Genomic DNA, 17,755 nt, shown 5'->3' with positions numbered 1-17,755 from the left:
TACATGCTCCGGTTTTAAGTACGAGGAACAAAAACAATGAACCAATACACCACCCTCAATTTCAACCACGGCGAAACCCTGGACACCCTCAGGGACCAGGTCCAACGCTTCGCCCGCGACCAGATCGCCCCGATCGCCGACAAGACCGACCGGGACAACCAGTTCCCCAATGACCTGTGGCCAAAACTGGGCGACATGGGCCTGCTGGGCATGACCGTCGGCGAAGAATACGGTGGTTCAGACATGGGCTACCTGGCCCACGTCATTGCGATGGAAGAAATCAGCCGCGCCAGCGCCAGCATCGGCCTCAGCTACGGTGCCCACTCCAACCTCTGCGTTAACCAGATCCACCGCAACGGCACCGACGCACAGAAACAGCAGTACCTGCCCAAACTTGTCAGCGGCGAACATATCGGGGCGCTGGCCATGAGCGAGCCCAACGCCGGCTCTGACGTGGTCAGTATGAAACTGCGTGCCGACAGGAAGGGCGACCGTTTCATACTCAACGGCAGCAAAATGTGGATCACCAACGGACCGGATGCCCACACCTACGTCATCTACGCCAGAACCGCCCCCCAGGGCGGCCCCAGGGGCATCACCGCCTTCCTGCTGGAGCGCGACTGGAAAGGCTTTTCCCGGGGGCCGAAACTCGACAAACTCGGCATGCGTGGCTCAAACACCTGTGAACTGATTTTCGAAGATGTGGAAGTACCGGAAAACAATATCCTCGGCAAGGAGAACGAAGGGGTGAAGGTGCTCATGTCCGGCCTGGACTACGAGCGTGTGGTGCTGTCCGGCGGGCCTACCGGCATCATGCTGGCATGCCTGGATGCAGTGATCCCCTACGTTCATGAACGTAAACAGTTCGACCAGCCCATCGGTGAATTTCAGCTTATCCAGGGCAAACTGGCCGACATGTACACCGAACTGGCCGCGAGTCGCGCCTATCTCTACGCCGTGGCCCAGGCCTGCGACCGGGGCGAGACCACCCGCAAGGACGCCGCCGGCGCTATCCTGTACACCTCCGAGCGGGCCACCAAAATGGCTCTGGAAGCCATCCAGATCCTCGGTGGCAACGGCTACATCAACGACTACCCCACCGGCCGCCTGCTGCGGGACGCCAAGCTCTACGAAATCGGTGCCGGCACCCAGGAAGTGCGCCGCATGCTGATTGGCCGGGAACTGTTCAAGGAATCCACCTGAGGTCGCCATGGCAATACTCCACAGCTCTATCAATACCCAGTCGGAGGAATTCCGGCAACGCCAGGACGCCATGGAAGCGCTGGTCAGTGATCTGGGTACGCGCCTCGAACGGGTCGCCCAGGGCGGCGGCAAGGACATCCAGGAACGCCACCGCAGCCGCAACAAACTGCTGCCCCGGGAACGCATAAACCGCCTGCTGGACCCCGGCTCACCGTTTCTGGAAATAGCGCCCCTGGCCGCGGACGGTGTCTATGATGACGACGTGCCCGCCGCCGGCATTATCGCTGGCATCGGCCGGGTGCAGGGCGTGGAATGCCTGATCGTTGCCAACGACTCCACCGTCAAGGGCGGCACCTACTACCCGCTCACGGTCAAGAAACACATCCGCGCCCTCACCGTCGCCGAAGAAAACCACCTGCCCTGCATCTACCTGGTGGATTCCGGTGGCGCCAACCTGCCCCAACAGGACGACGTATTCCCTGACGCCGAGCATTTCGGCCACATCTTCTACCGTCAGGCCAACATGTCCGCCAAGGGCATCCCCCAGATTGCGGTGGTGCTCGGTCTCTGCACCGCAGGGGGCGCCTACGTACCTGCCATGGCGGACGAAAGTATTATGGTGAAAGGCCAGAGCTCCATCTTTCTGGCCGGCCCGCCCCTGGTGAAGGCCGCTACCGGCGAGAGCGTCTCCGCTGAGGAGCTGGGGGGCGCCGATGTGCACTGCAACGTCTCCGGCGTGGCAGACCATCTGACCCATACGGAAGAGGAAGCACTGGAACGGGCGCGGCGGTGTATCGCCAATCTGAACCACCAAAAGAAGAACCACCTCACCACCAGGTCGATACGGGATCCGCTTTACGATCCGGGCGAACTCCATGGTGTGGTGCCGGCTGACCTGCGCACCCCCTACGACGTGCATGAGGTCATTGCAAGACTGGTGGATGCTTCGGAGTTTGATGAATTCAAGGCGGGGTATGGCACCACCCTGGTGTGCGGCTTCGCTCACCTGTACGGCCATCCGGTAGGCATCGTTGCCAACAACGGGATTCTTTTCTCCGAGTCGGCCCTCAAGGGGGCACACTTCATAGAGTTATGCAGTCAGCGGGGTATTCCTCTGATTTTCCTTCAGAATATTACCGGTTTCATGGTTGGAAAACAGGCCGAGCACGGCGGTATCGCCAAGAACGGTGCCAAAATGGTGACCGCCGTGGCCTGCGCCCGGGTCCCCAAGTTCACCGTGATCATCGGTGGCAGCTTTGGTGCCGGCAACTATGGCATGTGTGGCCGGGCCTACAACCCCCGCTTCCTGTGGATGTGGCCGAATGCCCGCATTGCCGTTATGGGTGGTGAGCAGGCCGCCGGCGTGCTCGCCGATGTCAAGAGAACCGGTCTGGAGCGCAAGGGAAAGAGCTGGAGTGACGATGAGGAGCAGGCCTTCAAACAGCCGATCATCGACCAGTTCGAGGAGCAATCGAATCCTTACTACGCTTCCGCCCGCCTGTGGGACGACGGCATCATCGATCCTGCCGACACCCGCCAGGTTCTGGGCCTGGCCCTGACCGCTTCCCTCAATGCCCCGGCCGAAGACACCCGCTTCGGCGTATTCCGGATGTAAGGAGAACCCCATGAGCGAATCCGCCATCATCAGCAGCACCGACAGCCGGGGCGTCACCAGGATTACCCTGAACCGTCCGGACAAACGCAACGCTTTTGACGACCGCATCATCAACGAGCTGACCGGAGCCCTACAGGCTGCCGGCAGTAACCCGGATTGTCGGGTAGTGGTCCTTGCCGGTGAGGGCAAACATTTCTCCGCCGGCGCCGATCTGAACTATATGAAGCGCACCGCGCAGCTGAGCCAACAGGAAAACATCGACGATGCCCGCCGTCTGGCTGAGCTGATGCAAACCCTGGACAGACTCGACCGCCCCACCCTCTGCCTTGTCCAGGGGGCCGCCTATGGCGGTGCCCTGGGGCTGATCTGTGCTGCGGACATTGCCATTGGCACTGACAGCAGCCAGTTCTGCCTCAGCGAGGCCAGGCTGGGCATAACCCCCGCCGCAATCGGCCCCTATGTGGTCCGAACCCTGGGCCAGCGCCATGCCCGCCGGTACTTCCAGAGCGCTGAGGTCATTCACTCTGGCCGGGCGTTGGACCTGGGCCTGATTCACGAGCGGGTAGCCGATGATGAGTTGGACACGAAAGCTGACGAGATAATCACTGCCCTGCTACGTAACGGGCCGGTCGCCATGGCCGCGGGCAAGGCGCTGGTGACCGAAGTTTCAGGTGGCGCCATCTCCGACGATATCATCCAGTACACCGCCGACGTGATTGCTTGCCTGCGTACCGGTGAGGAAGGACAGGAGGGGCTGGCGGCCTTCTTTGAAAAACGTACTCCGGACTGGGCCGTGACCTCATGAACAACCCCATTACTTCCCTGCTGGTGGCGAACCGGGGCGAAATCGCCCTGCGCATCTTCAAGACCGCCGAGGCCATGGGTCTGGACACCGTGGCGGTACATTCCGAAGCCGATAGCCGCGCCCCCTTCGTGCGACAGGCAGACACCGCCATCAATATCGGTCCGGCGGAGGCGGAGAAGAGCTACCTGGACATCGGAAAAATCATCACCGCCGCCCGCACCAGCGGGGCCAACGCTATCCACCCGGGTTATGGTTTCCTGTCGGAAAATACCGACCTGGCCGCCGCCTGCGAACAGGCCAACCTGCGTTTCATTGGCCCGCCGGCCAGTGCCATTGCCGCCATGGGCTCCAAGAGCGCAGCCAAGGCGCTTATGGACCAGGCGGGCGTGCCCCTGGTGCCAGGTTATCACGGTGACGATCAGAGCCTGGACGTATTCCAGGACGAAGCCGAACGTATTGGCTACCCGTTGCTGATCAAGGCCAGCGCCGGCGGTGGTGGCAAGGGCATGCGCATTGTGCGGGACCCGGCCGAGCTACAACCACAACTCGAGGCCGCCCGGCGGGAAGCCCGGGCCTCGTTTGGCGATCCCAAACTGCTGCTGGAACGCTATCTGGAAACACCGCGCCATGTGGAGGTCCAGATACTGTTCGACCAGCATGGCAAGGGCGTCTACCTGTTTGACCGGGACTGCTCCGTGCAGCGGCGGCATCAGAAGATCATCGAAGAGGCTCCCGCTCCGGGCATCCCGGATGCCGTCCGCAGGGCCATGGGCGAAGCCGCGGTCAGGTGCGGTGAAGCTGTTGGCTACGTGGGTGCCGGCACCGTGGAGTTTCTCTACGAGCCGGAGAACCACGAGTTCTTCTTTATGGAAATGAACACCCGCCTGCAGGTCGAACATCCGGTTACCGAGATGGTTACCGGGCTCGACCTGGTGGAGTGGCAGATCCGTGTCGCCAACGGCGAGACGTTACCCTGGAATCAGGAAGACCTCACCTGTCGGGGCCACGCCATGGAGGCTCGCATCTACGCCGAAGACCCTGACAATGGCTTCCTGCCCCAGACAGGTCGGCTTCACACGCTGCAGGAACCTGCGGAAAGTGACTCCGTGCGGGTGGACTCGGGGGTTTGCCAGGGGCTGGAGATCACCCCCTGGTACGACCCGATGCTGGCGAAGGTGATCGCCTACGGTGATGACCGGGACCAGGCCCGCATCAACCTGATCGAGGCCCTGAACCGCTACCACACGGACGGCGTTGTACTGAACACCGACTACGTCAGCAGGGTGTTACACCACGGCGCCTTCGCCAGGGCGGATCTGACCACCCGGTTTGTGGAGATTCATGGGGATGTCCTGGCGCAACCGCTGTTCTCGGTATGGGCCCGGAAACACCTGAGCCTGGTTGCCTGGCTCGACAACGTGGGCGCCTTTACACACACCGACGACCGCGATGTGTGGAGCATTCTGCGCAATTTCCGTATTGGCGACAGTCACTGGCAGCCCTTTGAGCTGGATCTCGGTGCCGTCCGCTATCACGGTCATTACCAGATTACCGAAGTGGGCATCGATTACGGACGGCTCGAGGTTCGCATGGAGGATGCTGAATCCATCGTACGCTGGCGCCGAATGACCGACGGCGCGCTGGAAGTACGACTGTCCGGGCGCCGTATCCGTCTCGCTGGCACAGGCCGCGGTGATGAGGTGGCAGTGTTCGCCGATGCCGCCACCTGGAAAGCCAGGGTTAACCACCCGGAAGTGGCCCAGGGCGCTGTAGCGGATGAAACCGAACTGGCCGCCCCCATGCACGGTCGCGTTACGGCCCTGCTCTGCCAGCCTGGTGATACCGTCCGGGCCGGCCAGGCATTGCTGACCATGGAGGCCATGAAGATGGAACACACCCTGAAAGCCGGATTCGATGGCACTGTTGAGGCCCTGCACTGTCAAAAAGACGGTAATGTGGAAGCAGCTCAGGTGTTGATCACCCTGGGGAGAGCGGAGGACTGATCAATGGACAATCAGGTAACCCTGGTAGAAGTCGGGCTGCGGGATGGCCTGCAGAACGAGAAGACGCCGGTCTCGCCGGCCCAGAGGGCGGAATGGTTCAACGCCCTGGTCGCCGCCGGTCATCAACGTATCGAGGCGGGCAGCTTTGTCTCTGCCAAATGGGTGCCCCAGATGGCAGGCACCGATGAAGTGATGTCCCTGATCCGCAAGCCGGACCATGTCACTGCAGAGGTGCTGGTGCCCAACCAAAAGGGACTGGAGGCAGCATTGCGAACGTCAGCGGAGGTAGTGGCAGTGTTCACCGCGGCGTCGGAGAGCTTCAACCAGCGTAATATCAACTGCTCTATCGATGAGAGCATCGAACGGTTCCGACCGGTCGTGGAAGGGGCAAAGGCGGCGGGCCGGCGTGTCCGGGGTTACGTTTCCTGCGTGGTGGGTTGCCCCTATGAGGGCAGGATCCGCCCGACGCAGGTGGCCCATGTAACCGACCGCCTGCTGGAACTGGGGGTGGATGAGATATCCCTGGGCGACACAATCGGCGTGGCCCGCCCCCGGGAAATCCACGCACTGCTCGATGCGGTGGTTCCTGATACGGGGACGGATACCCTGGCCCTGCATTGCCATGACACCTATGGCCAGGCCATCGCCAACATCACAGCCGGCCTGGAACGCGGTATCCGTATCTTCGATTCGGCCGTGGCCGGGCTCGGCGGCTGCCCCTATGCCAGGGGCGCAACCGGTAACGTAGCGACCGAGGATGTTCTTTATCTGCTGGCGGGCGAAGGGTTCGAAACCGGCGTGGACCTGCAGAAGATAGCGGACCTCGGCGCTACGATATGTAACGCACTCTCCCGGGACAACCCGTCTCGCACTGGCAAGGCACTGACAAGCTGATACCAGCCAGTAACCCTTTGTGGGGAGGCCACTCGCCTCCCCCTGACTATCCCACCCCGCGTGAACGAGCCTTCCGCCAGGGTCCGATACCTTCAAGTATGATTCTGCCTTCAACCATAGCTGTACTGTAACAACCGGATTTACGCGTCGGTGACTCGACGGTCATGGGTCTGCTCATACTTGCGCAGCCTGTTGTAGAGCGTTTTCATACTGACGCCCAGGATGTTGGCTGCCTTTTCCTTGCGGCCACCGCACTGGTCGAGCGTCGCAAAAATCAGGTTTCGCTCCACTTCGGCCACGGAGGTGCCAATATCAACGGTCAGCGTGTGACCTTTCTGACGTACAGGCGTTACCGGGCGGACCAGATCCGGAGGCAACTCCTTCGACGTGATGACATGATCCGCCATGATATAGGCTCGCTGAACCACATTCCTGAGCTCGCGGATATTGCCTGGCCACCAATACTCTTCGAGGGAACGGAGTGCTTCGTCCGAAAAAGCCTTGTGATTTCCGTCGGCGTCGTTGAGTTCCTGCAGGAAAAACCTCGCCAGATCCCCGATATCGTCCTTGCGCTCTCTCAGCCCGGGCAGCTCAATCGGAAACACCTGAAGACGGTAGAGCAGATCCGACCTCAGTTTGCCCGATGCAACTTCCTCTTCCGGACATCGATTGGTTGCCGCAAGAATCCGTATATCGGTGTTTTGCTCATGGTCACTGCCTACCCGCACGAACCGCCGGGTCTCAAGAACGCGAAGCAGCTTAACCTGCAGCTCGATCGGCATCTCGGTGATTTCATCGAGAAACAGAGTACCTCCGTCCGCCTGCTCGAACACGCCACGGTGAGTCCGTACCGCGCCTGTGAAGCTGCCTTTCTCATGCCCGAAAAGCTCGCTCTCGATCAACTGGGGTGATATCGCGCCACAATTGACTGGCACAAAGGGCCTGCCACATCGGTCGCTGAGGTCATGGATGGCTCTGGCAATGACCTCCTTGCCGGTACCACTCTCGCCGGTAATCAATACGGTTGCGGAGGTTGGAGCTACCCGACGCACCTGGGCCATAACCCTCTTCATGACGGGGGATGGGCCAAACAGGACTTCCAGTTGTTTCTCGCCCGGCCGATCGCTCGCATAGCCAGACCCGTTGTACGGCCAGTGCCCTGAACCATCCTGACCAGAGGCAGCGCTGGTCTCCAAAGACCTTCCATATTCGACAGGACTCATTGCCTTCTCCCTCGCTTTAGTCAGTAACGACCTGGACTATTGATGTTGGTATTAAAAACCCACACCAGCACTTATACAGGTCGCACAAACCTCATGAACATTTAATATACATATGTACTTAAAGTGCATAACATGTTCACTTGATCAAAAGCGCAATAGTCTCCAATCACAACAGTCCTTAAAAGCTACACAAGAATCCACTCACAAATTATTGTTTTTTAAGCTATTTAAATGCATTCGTTGAGAAATATGGAACCGCATCACAAAAAAGTCAACCGACCTCCGCTGTCTGTCTCGAGGGCATTAATCGCAAAGCGCCGCCTGAGCCCCTGCATTATTTATCGGTAAGCCTCTAATTTGGCACATATAGGTGACCGCTTCCGTCCCCTGGGAACCTCGCGATATTGTCCCAATATTAATTTTTGTTAGGTTCCTGCTACTGACGATTGCATCCCGGGTTTCTTGACTAGGCTTGAAGTCAGGATGTCCGGTGAACATTGACGTTATTAACGTGAGTTTCGGAAGGCCGCCGGACATCACTCCCACATCGGCAAAAAAGGAGCAACAGATGAGATATACGAAACCAGGCCTTGTGGGTCTTGTTGTTTCCGCCGTTCTCGTGTCCGCCCCACTGGCGCAAGCGAATGAAAGTGAGAGCGTGGAGGTGGAAATGCATCGAGCCACTGCTGAAGGCCAGGGCGACTCAATCGGCACCGTAACCCTCCAGAAGAATCGTCATGGCGTATTGATCGTGTCTGATCTGAAGGGGCTGGGTCCCGGGCCCCATGGCTTTCATCTACACCAAAACCCGGAGTGTGGCCCGGCGACCAGGGACGGCAAAACCACCCCGGCGGGGGGCTGCGGGAGGACATTACGATCCGGAGAATACGGATGCCCATAAGGGCCCGTTCGACACTGGGGGCCACCTGGGGGACCTGCCCCGACTCCATGTTGGCCAGAGTGGTGAGTCCGAGCAGACCTATCTCGCCCCCCGCCTGAAACTGGATGATTTCATGGGGCGTGCGCTGGTGATCCACCAGGGTAGCGACAACTACTCGGATGATCCCCAACCCCTTGGCGGTGGCGGTGCCCGTGTTGCGTGTGGCGTGGTTGCCGGACAGTAACGGATCCGTCCGGAGCATGGTGTCATGACGTCCACCAATCAGGCGGCAAGCAGGGCAACAACCCGTAGGGGGCGTTCCGGCACCGAAAGCACCCGGGACCACTCGGGCCGTCCAATGGTGGCAGGCGTTCCGATCACCCACCCGGACCGTGTCCTTTATCCCGGGCAAGGCATCACCAAGCTGGATGTTGCCCGTTACTACGAACAGGTACAGGACCACCTGCTACCCCACCTGGTCAATCGGCCGTTGTCGTTGGTCAGGTGTCCGGAGGGACTGGAAGCGGAATGTTTTTTCCAGAAGCATCCTGACAAATCCTTTGCCCGTGACGTGCCACGCACTTCCATTGCCGAGAAACAGGGGGGCTCGTCCACATACCTGTACGTCACTTCCGCTTCCGATCTGGTGTGGCTGGTTCAGTACGGCGTGCTGGAGTTTCATCCCTGGGGCTGCACCATCAACAACGTGGAGAAACCGGACACGCTGATATTCGACCTGGACCCGGGCCCCGGTGTTCCCTGGCGCGCCATCAGCCAGGCGGCCACCAGCCTGAAAGAGAGGCTCGATAGCCTGGGACTCGTCAGTTTCCTACAAGCCAGCGGTGGCAAGGGTCTGCACCTGGTGGTGCCCGTGAAGCCAGAGTGGGGGTGGGATGAACTGAAAGCCTTTACCCAGGGCATATCAGAGGCTCATGCGGCAGACGATCCCAAGGCCCTGACCACCAACATGTCGAAAGCCAGGCGCCGGGGCAAGGTGTTCATCGACTACCTTCGCAATGGTCGCGGCAATACGAGCATCGCCCGTTACTCAACCCGGGCCCGGGAAAACGCCACCGTTGCCACCCCGTTGCGCTGGGATGAGCTCTCCCCCGGCGCCACGGCCAATCGATACACGGTCAATAATATCCGCCGGCGCCTGAGTGCCCTGAAAGCAGACCCCTGGCACGGATACGAAGACGCCAGAAACACCATCAGCAAACGCCTGCTTGATCAGTACGCGGGAGGATAAACCGATGCGGTGCGATCGCCGGCCGATTGTAGAGTCGAACCAGCGGAGGCTATGACCTGTCGGTCAACCTGCCAGGGCGTACCTTAACCCATAATCTGGGAAGCCCATTCCGGCACATGCCCCACGAAAATTTCCCAGACGCCGTCTTTCCAGGATGCCACCCTCACGTATGGCTTCACCGTGCTGGCGTTGTCCACCAGGTGCAATTCGTCCGCCAGACCGACGGAGTCGCGGATATTGGCAAAGGTGCGGGGTACACGGCTGTTCACCTTGTCCTCCGGCACGCTATGGCCACCGGACCTGACTCTTGAGGCTACACGGGCGTTATGCAAGCCGGTGTCGCCCAGATGAAAGTAGAAGATATGGATACGAAATCCCGCCGCCTTGGCGGAGGCAATGAAATCCAGCTTGGAAGGATGGGAATAAACGGTTTCAAAACAGAAGGTATGCCCTTCCTCCACCAGTCGGAAGCGCTCCTTCTCGGCGATCAGGGCGGCTTCATAGCTATGGTTTTCGGGGTCTGTGGGCCAGAGCGTCCTTGCTATGTTGTCCGCGTTGATCAGGGGGATATTCTTTGGTTTCAGGAATCGCTCATAAAATGTTGATTTACCCGAACCATTCCCTCCGCAAAGTAGCCAGAGCTCAGGCTGCATGACCCTGCCCGCTCAGGGGCTCGAAACGGCCATTACGGAACTGACCGGTAATTTTCTGGCCATCGGGGTAGATCGCCTCCAGGTAACCCGGGCGGTTCTCCGATGCCTGATACACGATTCGGTCCCGTGCGATATGGCGCGACAATTCGCCGGATTCACGATCAGCTTCAACCTCGGCCCAGATATCATCACCGGACACCGGCCCCGGTGTTACCGGCTCCACCTTCACTTTGCGGATGCCCTGACTGATCGCAATCAGGTCCTCGGCGCTGACCTCTCCGGCAATGGCCCGGCCGATCTCAGCCCAGAATTCGATCTGCTTCGGCGTTGAACGCCGCTGGACCTGCGCTTCGGCAGAGGCATGGCGCACCAGGGTATCTTCAAGTCTGACCGCTGTAGTCATGGGACCTCCTGACGGTTACTGGATCATTTGTATCAGATTACCACAGATGTTGCATTTTGCAACGCCCAAAAAGCTAACCAGACGCCTGCAAAACACCTTCGACTGCCCTTTCCTGTGCCGGCGCTCTATACTGCCCGCAGAGACCCTGGGTAATAAGCGCTGATCCTTTTGGTTTTCAGGCCACAATCATCCGCAAACACCAGGCCAGTAGGCTCATTATTACGTCAAAAGGCTTTATGAAGGTTCCAAAACGATTACAACCCCTTGTAGATGATGGCCTGGTGGATGAGGTCCTTTACCAGTTGATGAGCGGCAAGGAGGCACAGGTATACGTGGTGCGCTGCGGCGACCAGCTGCGTTGCGCGAAAGTGTTCAAGGAAGCCCAGAAACGCAGTTTCAAGCAGGCTGTCGAGTACCAGGAAGGGCGCAAGGTCCGTAACACCCGACGGGCCCGGGCCATGAACCGGAAAACAAAATACGGGCAGAAGGAACAAGAGAGTGCCTGGCTGAATGCAGAAGTCGATGCGTTGTACCGTCTGGCTTCCGCTGGCGTTCGGGTACCTGAACCTTTCGGATTCGTGGATGGCGTTCTTCTGATGGAACTGGTGGCCGACGATGCTGGTAAGGCCGCGCCCCGTCTTGACGACGTCACCCTCACCCCCGAGCAGGCCGTCGACTATCACCACCGGGTTATCGCCGACGTGGTCCGCATGCTCTGCGCCGGACTGGTTCATGGCGATCTGTCTGAATTCAACGTGCTGGTGGACGCCGAAGGACCGGTCATTATTGACCTGCCCCAGGCCGTGGATGCCGCTGGCAACAACAACGCCGAACGAATGTTCCAGCGGGATGTGGACAACATGCGCCGCTACTTCGGTCGATTTGCCCCCGAGCTGCTCAAAACCGACTACGCCGGCGAGATCTGGGCGCTTTATGAATCCGGCAAGCTCCACCCGGACAGCCAGCTGACTGGCCTGTTCACCCGCGATGAAACCAACGCCGACATCGACGAGGTCATGGAAGTCATTGATGCTGCGAAGGAGGAAGAGCGGGAACGCCGGGAGCGGCTGCAGGACGACGACGATGATGACTGACCCAGCCTGAATGCCCGGCTCATCCAGGGGCGCTGGAACGTTACTGCAGTATTACCACGCCAGCCAGATTACATGGCGGGCGCCCTTGCCCGGGCGGTGCGCGCGTACCGTCACTGCCTCCACCGACAGGCCTGCCCGCTTGAGCCGCTCGGTAAAGGCGGCGTCCTGACCCGCTGACCAGTAAGCCAGAACGCCATCGGGCTTTAACGCTGCCTGGGCCGCTGCAATGCCCGCCGTGGTATAGAGCCAGTCGTTCTCCTTGCGGGTCAGGCCTTCCGGCCCGTTATCGATATCCAGCAAGATGGCATCGTACGCCTCCGGCGAAGACCGTATCAGCTCCACCACATCCCCATGATGAACCCGTGCCCGCGGGTCATTCAAAGGGAACCCTGCGGCCTCACCCAGCGGGCCACGATTCCAGGTTTCCACTTCCGGTACCAGTTCGGCCACCGTCACCTCTGCCGTCTCGCCTAATGATTGCAGGGCCGCCGCCAAGGTAAAGCCCATTCCCAGGCCACCGATCAACACCCGTGGCGCCGGATTATCCGCCAGATACTCACAGGCAAGAGTCGCCAGCGCGTCTTCTGAACCATGCAGGCGACTGTTCATCAACTCCCCTGAACTGCCGGCAATCCTGATGGAAAATTCGTCATTGCGACGCAGTAAACGCAACTTTGTTCCCTCGCCGGGAATAATGGCAGTACCAAGTTCTTCGAAACGGGCCATGGGGAACCTCGGTAAAAGGTATGGAATGATTCGGAAAAAGGGTGAGATTACACGTCTTTCTGATGTAAAACTGCATTGTCGCTTTCTAATACAGGATAAACCTGTTCAGCTACTAGACCCGTGGGCGCTTTATCGACTCTGGTTTTACTGACAAGATCAAGAGAGCTTCAGGCCCCTGAAGCGGACAAAAACTACAAGGGAAGCACACCATGCGCAGATGGAACGGCTGGGGTGACGACAGTATCCAGCCAGAACTCCCGGGCAGCGGCCTCAAATTTCTCAAGAGGCGCATTGGCCACGCCATTCCGTTGCCGGACGCCTCCCTGGAAGAGGTGATAGCCAGGGTTCCCCCATCCAGACTGCCGGAGCATTCGCTGATCCAGACCGACCCGGACATTCGCGTCCGCCACGCCCGTGGTCAGAGCCTGCCAGACTGGCTGGCGATGCGAAGCGGGCAGTTCCAGGTATTCCCGGATGGCGTAGCACAACCGGAAGACGCCGGGCAGGTCCGCCAGCTACTCGGACTGGCCCTGGATCAGGGATTCAACGTTATTCCCTATGGCGGCGGAACCAGCGTTGCGGGCCACATTAACCCCATGGAGGGCGACACCCCGGTGCTCACCATCAGCCTCGAGCGGATGAACCGCCTGCTGGATCTGGATACCGAAAGCCAGATTGCCTCCTTTGGGGCCGGTACCCCCGGCCCGCTGGTGGAGTCACAACTGCGGGCCCACGGCTACACCCTGGGCCACTTCCCTCAGTCCTTTGAACTGTCCACCATAGGCGGATGGATCGCCAGCCGCTCCAGCGGACAACAGTCCCTTCGCTATGGCCGTATCGAACAGCTTTTCGCCGGGGGTACCGTGGAAACCCTGCGCGGGACCCTGACCATACCCACCCTGCCCGCTTCCTCTGCCGGGCCGGACGTGCGGGAAATGGTGCTCGGCTCCGAAGGCCGGATCGGCATCATTACCGAGGCAAAGGTCCGGGTCACCCCGCTACCGGAACGGGAATCCTTTCACGTCATGTTTTTCCGCAACTGGCACCTTGCCCGGGAAGCGGCGCGGCGAATGGTGCAGGCAAAACTGCCCCTGTCCATGCTGCGACTGAGCAATGCCGTGGAAACACAAACCCAGCTGGCTCTGGCTGGTCATCCGTTGATGATCGGCCTGCTGGAGAAATACCTCAAGCTGCGCGGTGCCGGCGAAGGCAAATGTATGATGACTTTCGGCATCACCGGCTCCAAGCGCGAAAGCCGGTTCGCACTGGAGGTGGTGCGCGATTTCTGCAAGCCCTTCCGGGCCGTGTACATGGGCACTGGCATGGGGCGCAAGTGGGCAGAGAAACGGTTTGCCATGCCTTATCTGCGCGAAAGCCTTTGGCAGCAGGGCTATGCCGTGGACACCCTGGAAACGGCCACTGACTGGGACAATGTCGACTACCTGATGGGGCTGATCGAAGTGAACCTGCGCCACGGGCTGTCCAGCGACGAGCAACCCGTTCATGTGTTCAGCCACCTGTCACACGTCTACCCCCAGGGCAGCAGCATCTACACCACCTACGTATTTCCGGTCGCCGACAGTTACGAGGCGACCCATGCCCGCTGGCAACACCTCAAGGAAACCACCTCGGCGATGATCGTCAGCAACCGTGGCACCATTTCCCATCAACATGGCGTCGGCAAGGACCACGCCCCCTGGCTGCCAGAGGAAAAAGGCGAGCTTGGCATGGCAGCCCTGTGGGGGCTGGTTCGTACCTTCGATCCCGGGAGTCGCCTTAACCCGGGTACCCTGCTCCGGGGTGACGGCGGTACGACCGGGACAGGCGAGCAGACCGACCCATGAGCTTGGGCGCATTGACCTCCCACTATGATGTCATCGTTATCGGTGGCGGTATCACTGGTGCCGGCATTGCCCGGGAGGCGGCCGCAGCCGGGCTCAAAACGCTGCTGATTGAGCAGCGGGACTATGCCTGGGGGACGTCCAGTCGCTCCTCCAAGATGGTCCATGGCGGACTTCGGTACCTGGCAGGCGGCCACTTCAGGCTGACCCGAAATGCGGTCCGGGAGCGTCAACGGCTACTGGATCAGGCGCCCGGCCTGGTGGATAGAATGCGTTACGTGATGCCCCATTATCACAGGGGTTTTCCGGGCCCCTGGCTGTTTGGCAAGGTACTTTGGTTGTACGATCGCTTTGCCGGTGAGCATTACCGCCAGCGGATCAACCCGGTGGAAATGCTGCAATGGTTGCCCGGCCTGAAGACGGACGGTCTGAAAGCGGCCTCCGGGTTCAGCGATGCGGTCACTGACGACGCCAGGCTGGTGCTGCGTGTGCTGGATGAGGCTCGGACACTGGGGGCTGAAACCCACAATTACGTGCGTGCCACCCACGTCGAAAAACCCGAAAACGCGCCATGGTCGGTCACCATTGAGGGCCAGCACCCGGAGCGCACGGTAAAACAGACACTATCCGCCTCACTGGTGGTGAATGCCACGGGCGCCTGGGCTGACAGGCTGTGGCGGGAGTCCCATGGCAAGGAGCATATCCGGCCACTGCGGGGCAGCCACATTGTGGTGCCCTTCCATCGTCTGCCGGTTTCCGTGTCCCTCACCCTGTCGCACCCCGAAGACAAGCGCCCGGTTTTCATCTTCCCCTGGCTGGGGTGCACCGTAATCGGCACCACGGATCTGGACCATACTGACAACCTGGATGACGAACCCCGGATCTCCGACGAGGAGCTCAGATACCTTTTCAAGGCCGTCGACACCGCTTTTCCCGCAGCAGCCGTCGATCACAGCGATGTCATCTCGACCTGGGCCGGTATCCGTCCGGTGGTCACCAAACGATCCCGGCGTGCACCCTCGGATGAAAGCCGAGAACACGTTATCTGGGATGAAGGCGGACTGATCTCGGTGGCCGGGGGCAAGCTCACCACCTTCCGTCGGATTGCCAGGGATGTACTTATCATCGGTTCGCCCCGATTGAGTCACATGATCCTGCAGGAAGACGATACACCGATCTTCCCGCATGTACCGCCCGTCCGTCGCCCATCGGAAGTTGGTCATCTCACCTGGCGCCGACTTCAGGGGCAGTACGGACTGCGCATCCATGAGGTGCTGAAAGCGGGCCCACTGGAGGGCATCCCGGGCAGCCCCTATCTGTGGGCGGAGCTGCGCTGGTCCGCACGGAATGAATCGATCGTGCATCTGGACGACCTGCTGTTACGGCGTAGCCGGCTGGGCCTGATACTGCCGGAGGGCGCCAGAAGCCTGTTGCCGGAGCTCCGCCGGCGACTGGCCCGGGAGTTGGTCTGGACCGACGAGCGTTGGCAGCAGGAGATCGATCGTTACCTCGCCCTCTGGCGGGAAGCCTATTACCTGCCCCAGGGCGATCAGGCCTCATGAACCGCTCGCTGGTGCTCGCTATCGATCAGGGGACGCAGAGCGTGCGGGCCCTGCTGTTCGATACCGACGGCAACCTGGTTGGCCGTGGCTACCAGCCCATAGAACCTTACTTTTCCCGCCATCCGGGTTGGGCCGAACAACACCCTGAATATTTCTGGGATAACCTCGGACAAGCGTGCCGTTTGCTCTGGCAGAATACCGAAGCCACGCCTGAGCAGGTCATGGGCGTCACCCTGACCACACAGCGGGGCACAGTCGTCATCCTGGACGACCAGGGGCGGCCCCTGCGCCCCGCCATCCTCTGGTTGGACCAGCGTCATGCCGACCTACAAGGACCGCTGGCCGGCCCCTGGGGCTGGACCTTCAGGGCCTTGCGCCTGGAAGACACGATCAACCAGTTCCGACGTAACACACAGGCGAACTGGCTGGCCCAGCACGAGCCGGACAATTGGCAGCGCACCCATAGATACCTGCTGCTGTCCGGCTATCTTACCTGGCGTCTCACGGGCCAGTACCGCGATTCCACCGCCTGCCAGGTGGGCTACCTGCCCTTCGACTACAAGCGCCACCGCTGGGCCGGTCGCCGGAACTTCAAATGGCGGTTAATGCCGGTCCGCGCCGGGCAACTGCCGGAACTTGTTCGCCCCGGCGACACCCTGGGTGATCTGACAACGGACGCTGCCAGATACCTGGGATTGCCTGCGGGGCTCCCAGTGATTGCCAGCGCCTCCGACAAGGCCTGTGAAGTACTGGGCAGCGGCGGCATCACACCGGATGTCGGTTGCCTGAGTTATGGCACCACAGCCACCATTAATGTCACCAACCGCAGGTACGTGGAGCCGGTCCGGCTGCTGCCACCCTACCCATCCGCCCTGCCCGGTCATTACTCTACCGAGGTGATGATCTACCGGGGTTACTGGATGGTGAGCTGGTTCAAGCGGGAGTTCGGCGCGCAAGAGCAACGCATAGCCGACGATCGCGGCATTGAGCCCGAGGAATTGTTCGACGATCTGGTCAATGCCGTGCCGCCCGGTTCCATGGGGCTGATGCTGCAGCCCTACTGGTCGCCCGGTGTGCGTCATCCGGGGCCGGAAGCCAAGGGGACAATAATAGGCTTTGGAGACGTGCATACCCGTGCCCACATCTACCGGGCGATTCTGGAGGGGCTGGCCTACGCCCTGCGGGAAGGCAGGGAACGTATCGAAAAACGCAGTGGTACCTCGATCACCACATTGCGGGTAGCCGGTGGCGGTTCCCGCAGCGAAGCCGCCATGCAGTTGACTGCCGACATCTTCGGAATGCCCGCCGGACGACCGGAGTGCCTGGAAGTCTCAGGCCTGGGAGCCGCCATGGTTGCCATGGCAGCGCTGGGGCGATACGCCTCGGTTGAGGCCGCCGCAGAGGGCATGGCCTGCCCTGTGCGGATGTTCGAACCCGACCCGGAAGCCGTAAAACTGTATGACCAGCTATACCGCACGGTATACCAGCGTATGTACCGTCGGCTGGAGCCCCTTTACAAGGACATCAGGCGCATTACCGGTTATCCGGAGTAATGCCGATAACCGCCTTGTCCGCCATGAATGGCATGATCTTATTCCATGGTT

At 60.3% G+C, this 17,755-nt stretch carries 14 protein-coding genes and 1 pseudogene; 11 read left to right on the top strand and 4 right to left on the bottom strand.

All coding sequences use genetic code 11. From position 1 onward, the window contains the following. Positions 1-36 precede the first annotated feature (36 nt). Genes ACFOZ5_RS08150 through ACFOZ5_RS08130 form a run of 5 tightly spaced genes read left to right on the top strand, consistent with a single transcriptional unit; the run spans position 37 to position 6,520 of the window. On the top strand, positions 37-1,203 hold the full coding sequence (locus ACFOZ5_RS08150; protein ID WP_379886538.1) for an isovaleryl-CoA dehydrogenase: 1,167 nt from the start codon (positions 37-39) through the stop codon (positions 1,201-1,203). 7 nt (positions 1,204-1,210) lie between these two features. Next, positions 1,211-2,818 (top strand): carboxyl transferase domain-containing protein, encoded by a 1,608-nt coding sequence (locus ACFOZ5_RS08145; RefSeq protein WP_379886537.1) that lies wholly within the window; start codon positions 1,211-1,213, stop codon positions 2,816-2,818. 10 nt (positions 2,819-2,828) lie between these two features. Next, a complete protein-coding gene (locus tag ACFOZ5_RS08140; RefSeq protein WP_379886536.1) occupies positions 2,829-3,623 on the top strand; it encodes an enoyl-CoA hydratase/isomerase family protein in 795 nt (264 codons plus the stop codon). Further along, positions 3,620-5,626, top strand: coding sequence for an acetyl/propionyl/methylcrotonyl-CoA carboxylase subunit alpha (locus tag ACFOZ5_RS08135; protein WP_379886535.1), 2,007 nt, complete (start codon positions 3,620-3,622; stop codon positions 5,624-5,626). The genes ACFOZ5_RS08140 and ACFOZ5_RS08135 overlap by 4 nt, the downstream gene beginning before the upstream one ends. A gap of 3 nt (positions 5,627-5,629) precedes the next feature. After that, positions 5,630-6,520 (top strand): hydroxymethylglutaryl-CoA lyase, encoded by an 891-nt coding sequence (locus ACFOZ5_RS08130; RefSeq protein ID WP_379886533.1) that lies wholly within the window; start codon positions 5,630-5,632, stop codon positions 6,518-6,520. A 140-nt stretch (positions 6,521-6,660) separates the two neighbouring features. On the opposite strand, the gene ACFOZ5_RS08125 is transcribed toward ACFOZ5_RS08130, so the two are convergent. Continuing rightward, positions 6,661-7,743, bottom strand: a complete 1,083-nt coding sequence (locus tag ACFOZ5_RS08125) for a sigma-54 interaction domain-containing protein (RefSeq protein ID WP_379886532.1) — start codon at positions 7,741-7,743, stop codon at positions 6,661-6,663. Positions 7,744-8,311: 568 nt separating this feature from the next. Here ACFOZ5_RS08125 and sodC point away from each other — a divergent pair. Together sodC and ligD are read left to right on the top strand one after the other, a co-directional pair. After that, a pseudogene (gene sodC, locus ACFOZ5_RS08120) lies at positions 8,312-8,867 on the top strand (superoxide dismutase [Cu-Zn] SodC). Positions 8,868-8,891: 24 nt separating this feature from the next. Continuing rightward, complete coding sequence (gene ligD / locus ACFOZ5_RS08115) at positions 8,892-9,872, top strand: non-homologous end-joining DNA ligase (protein ID WP_379886531.1); 981 nt, start codon at positions 8,892-8,894, stop codon at positions 9,870-9,872. 83 nt (positions 9,873-9,955) lie between these two features. On the opposite strand, the gene ACFOZ5_RS08110 is transcribed toward ligD, so the two are convergent. Both ACFOZ5_RS08110 and ACFOZ5_RS08105 read right to left on the bottom strand, forming a co-directional pair. Then, the gene (locus ACFOZ5_RS08110) at positions 9,956-10,525 is read right to left on the bottom strand and encodes an AAA family ATPase (protein ID WP_379886530.1); all 570 of its coding nucleotides are present in this window, start codon (positions 10,523-10,525) and stop codon (positions 9,956-9,958) included. Beyond that, a complete protein-coding gene (locus ACFOZ5_RS08105; RefSeq protein ID WP_379886529.1) occupies positions 10,515-10,928 on the bottom strand; it encodes a TA system antitoxin ParD family protein in 414 nt (137 codons plus the stop codon). The genes ACFOZ5_RS08110 and ACFOZ5_RS08105 overlap by 11 nt, the downstream gene beginning before the upstream one ends. Positions 10,929-11,164: 236 nt before the next feature. Here ACFOZ5_RS08105 and ACFOZ5_RS08100 point away from each other — a divergent pair, with 236 nt between their 5' ends. Then, complete coding sequence (locus tag ACFOZ5_RS08100; protein ID WP_379886528.1) at positions 11,165-12,022, top strand: PA4780 family RIO1-like protein kinase; 858 nt, start codon at positions 11,165-11,167, stop codon at positions 12,020-12,022. Positions 12,023-12,073: 51 nt separating this feature from the next. Here ACFOZ5_RS08100 and ACFOZ5_RS08095 read toward each other — a convergent pair whose 3' ends face one another. Further along, positions 12,074-12,748, bottom strand: coding sequence for a spermine/spermidine synthase domain-containing protein (locus ACFOZ5_RS08095; RefSeq protein ID WP_379886527.1), 675 nt, complete (start codon positions 12,746-12,748; stop codon positions 12,074-12,076). 209 nt (positions 12,749-12,957) lie between these two features. On the opposite strand from ACFOZ5_RS08095, the gene ACFOZ5_RS08090 reads away from it, so the two are divergent. From ACFOZ5_RS08090 to ACFOZ5_RS08080, 3 genes are read left to right on the top strand one after another with little or no spacing between them, the layout of a single operon-like run. Continuing rightward, the gene (locus ACFOZ5_RS08090; protein ID WP_379886526.1) at positions 12,958-14,592 is read left to right on the top strand and encodes an FAD-binding oxidoreductase; all 1,635 of its coding nucleotides are present in this window, start codon (positions 12,958-12,960) and stop codon (positions 14,590-14,592) included. Further along, positions 14,589-16,151: a glycerol-3-phosphate dehydrogenase/oxidase gene (locus ACFOZ5_RS08085; RefSeq protein ID WP_379886525.1), complete on the top strand. Its 1,563-nt coding sequence runs from the start codon at positions 14,589-14,591 to the stop codon at positions 16,149-16,151. The genes ACFOZ5_RS08090 and ACFOZ5_RS08085 overlap by 4 nt, the downstream gene beginning before the upstream one ends. Continuing rightward, positions 16,148-17,704, top strand: coding sequence for an FGGY-family carbohydrate kinase (locus ACFOZ5_RS08080; protein ID WP_379886524.1), 1,557 nt, complete (start codon positions 16,148-16,150; stop codon positions 17,702-17,704). Before ACFOZ5_RS08085 ends, ACFOZ5_RS08080 begins: the two co-directional genes overlap by 4 nt. The last annotated feature ends 51 nt before the right edge of the window (positions 17,705-17,755 follow it).

It is taken from the genome of Marinobacter lacisalsi (assembly GCF_042651045.1).
GTDB lineage: Bacteria > Pseudomonadota > Gammaproteobacteria > Pseudomonadales > Oleiphilaceae > Marinobacter > Marinobacter lacisalsi.
Note: the sequence above shows the minus strand (reverse complement) of the source record. Positions and strands in the feature narration are given on the sequence as shown.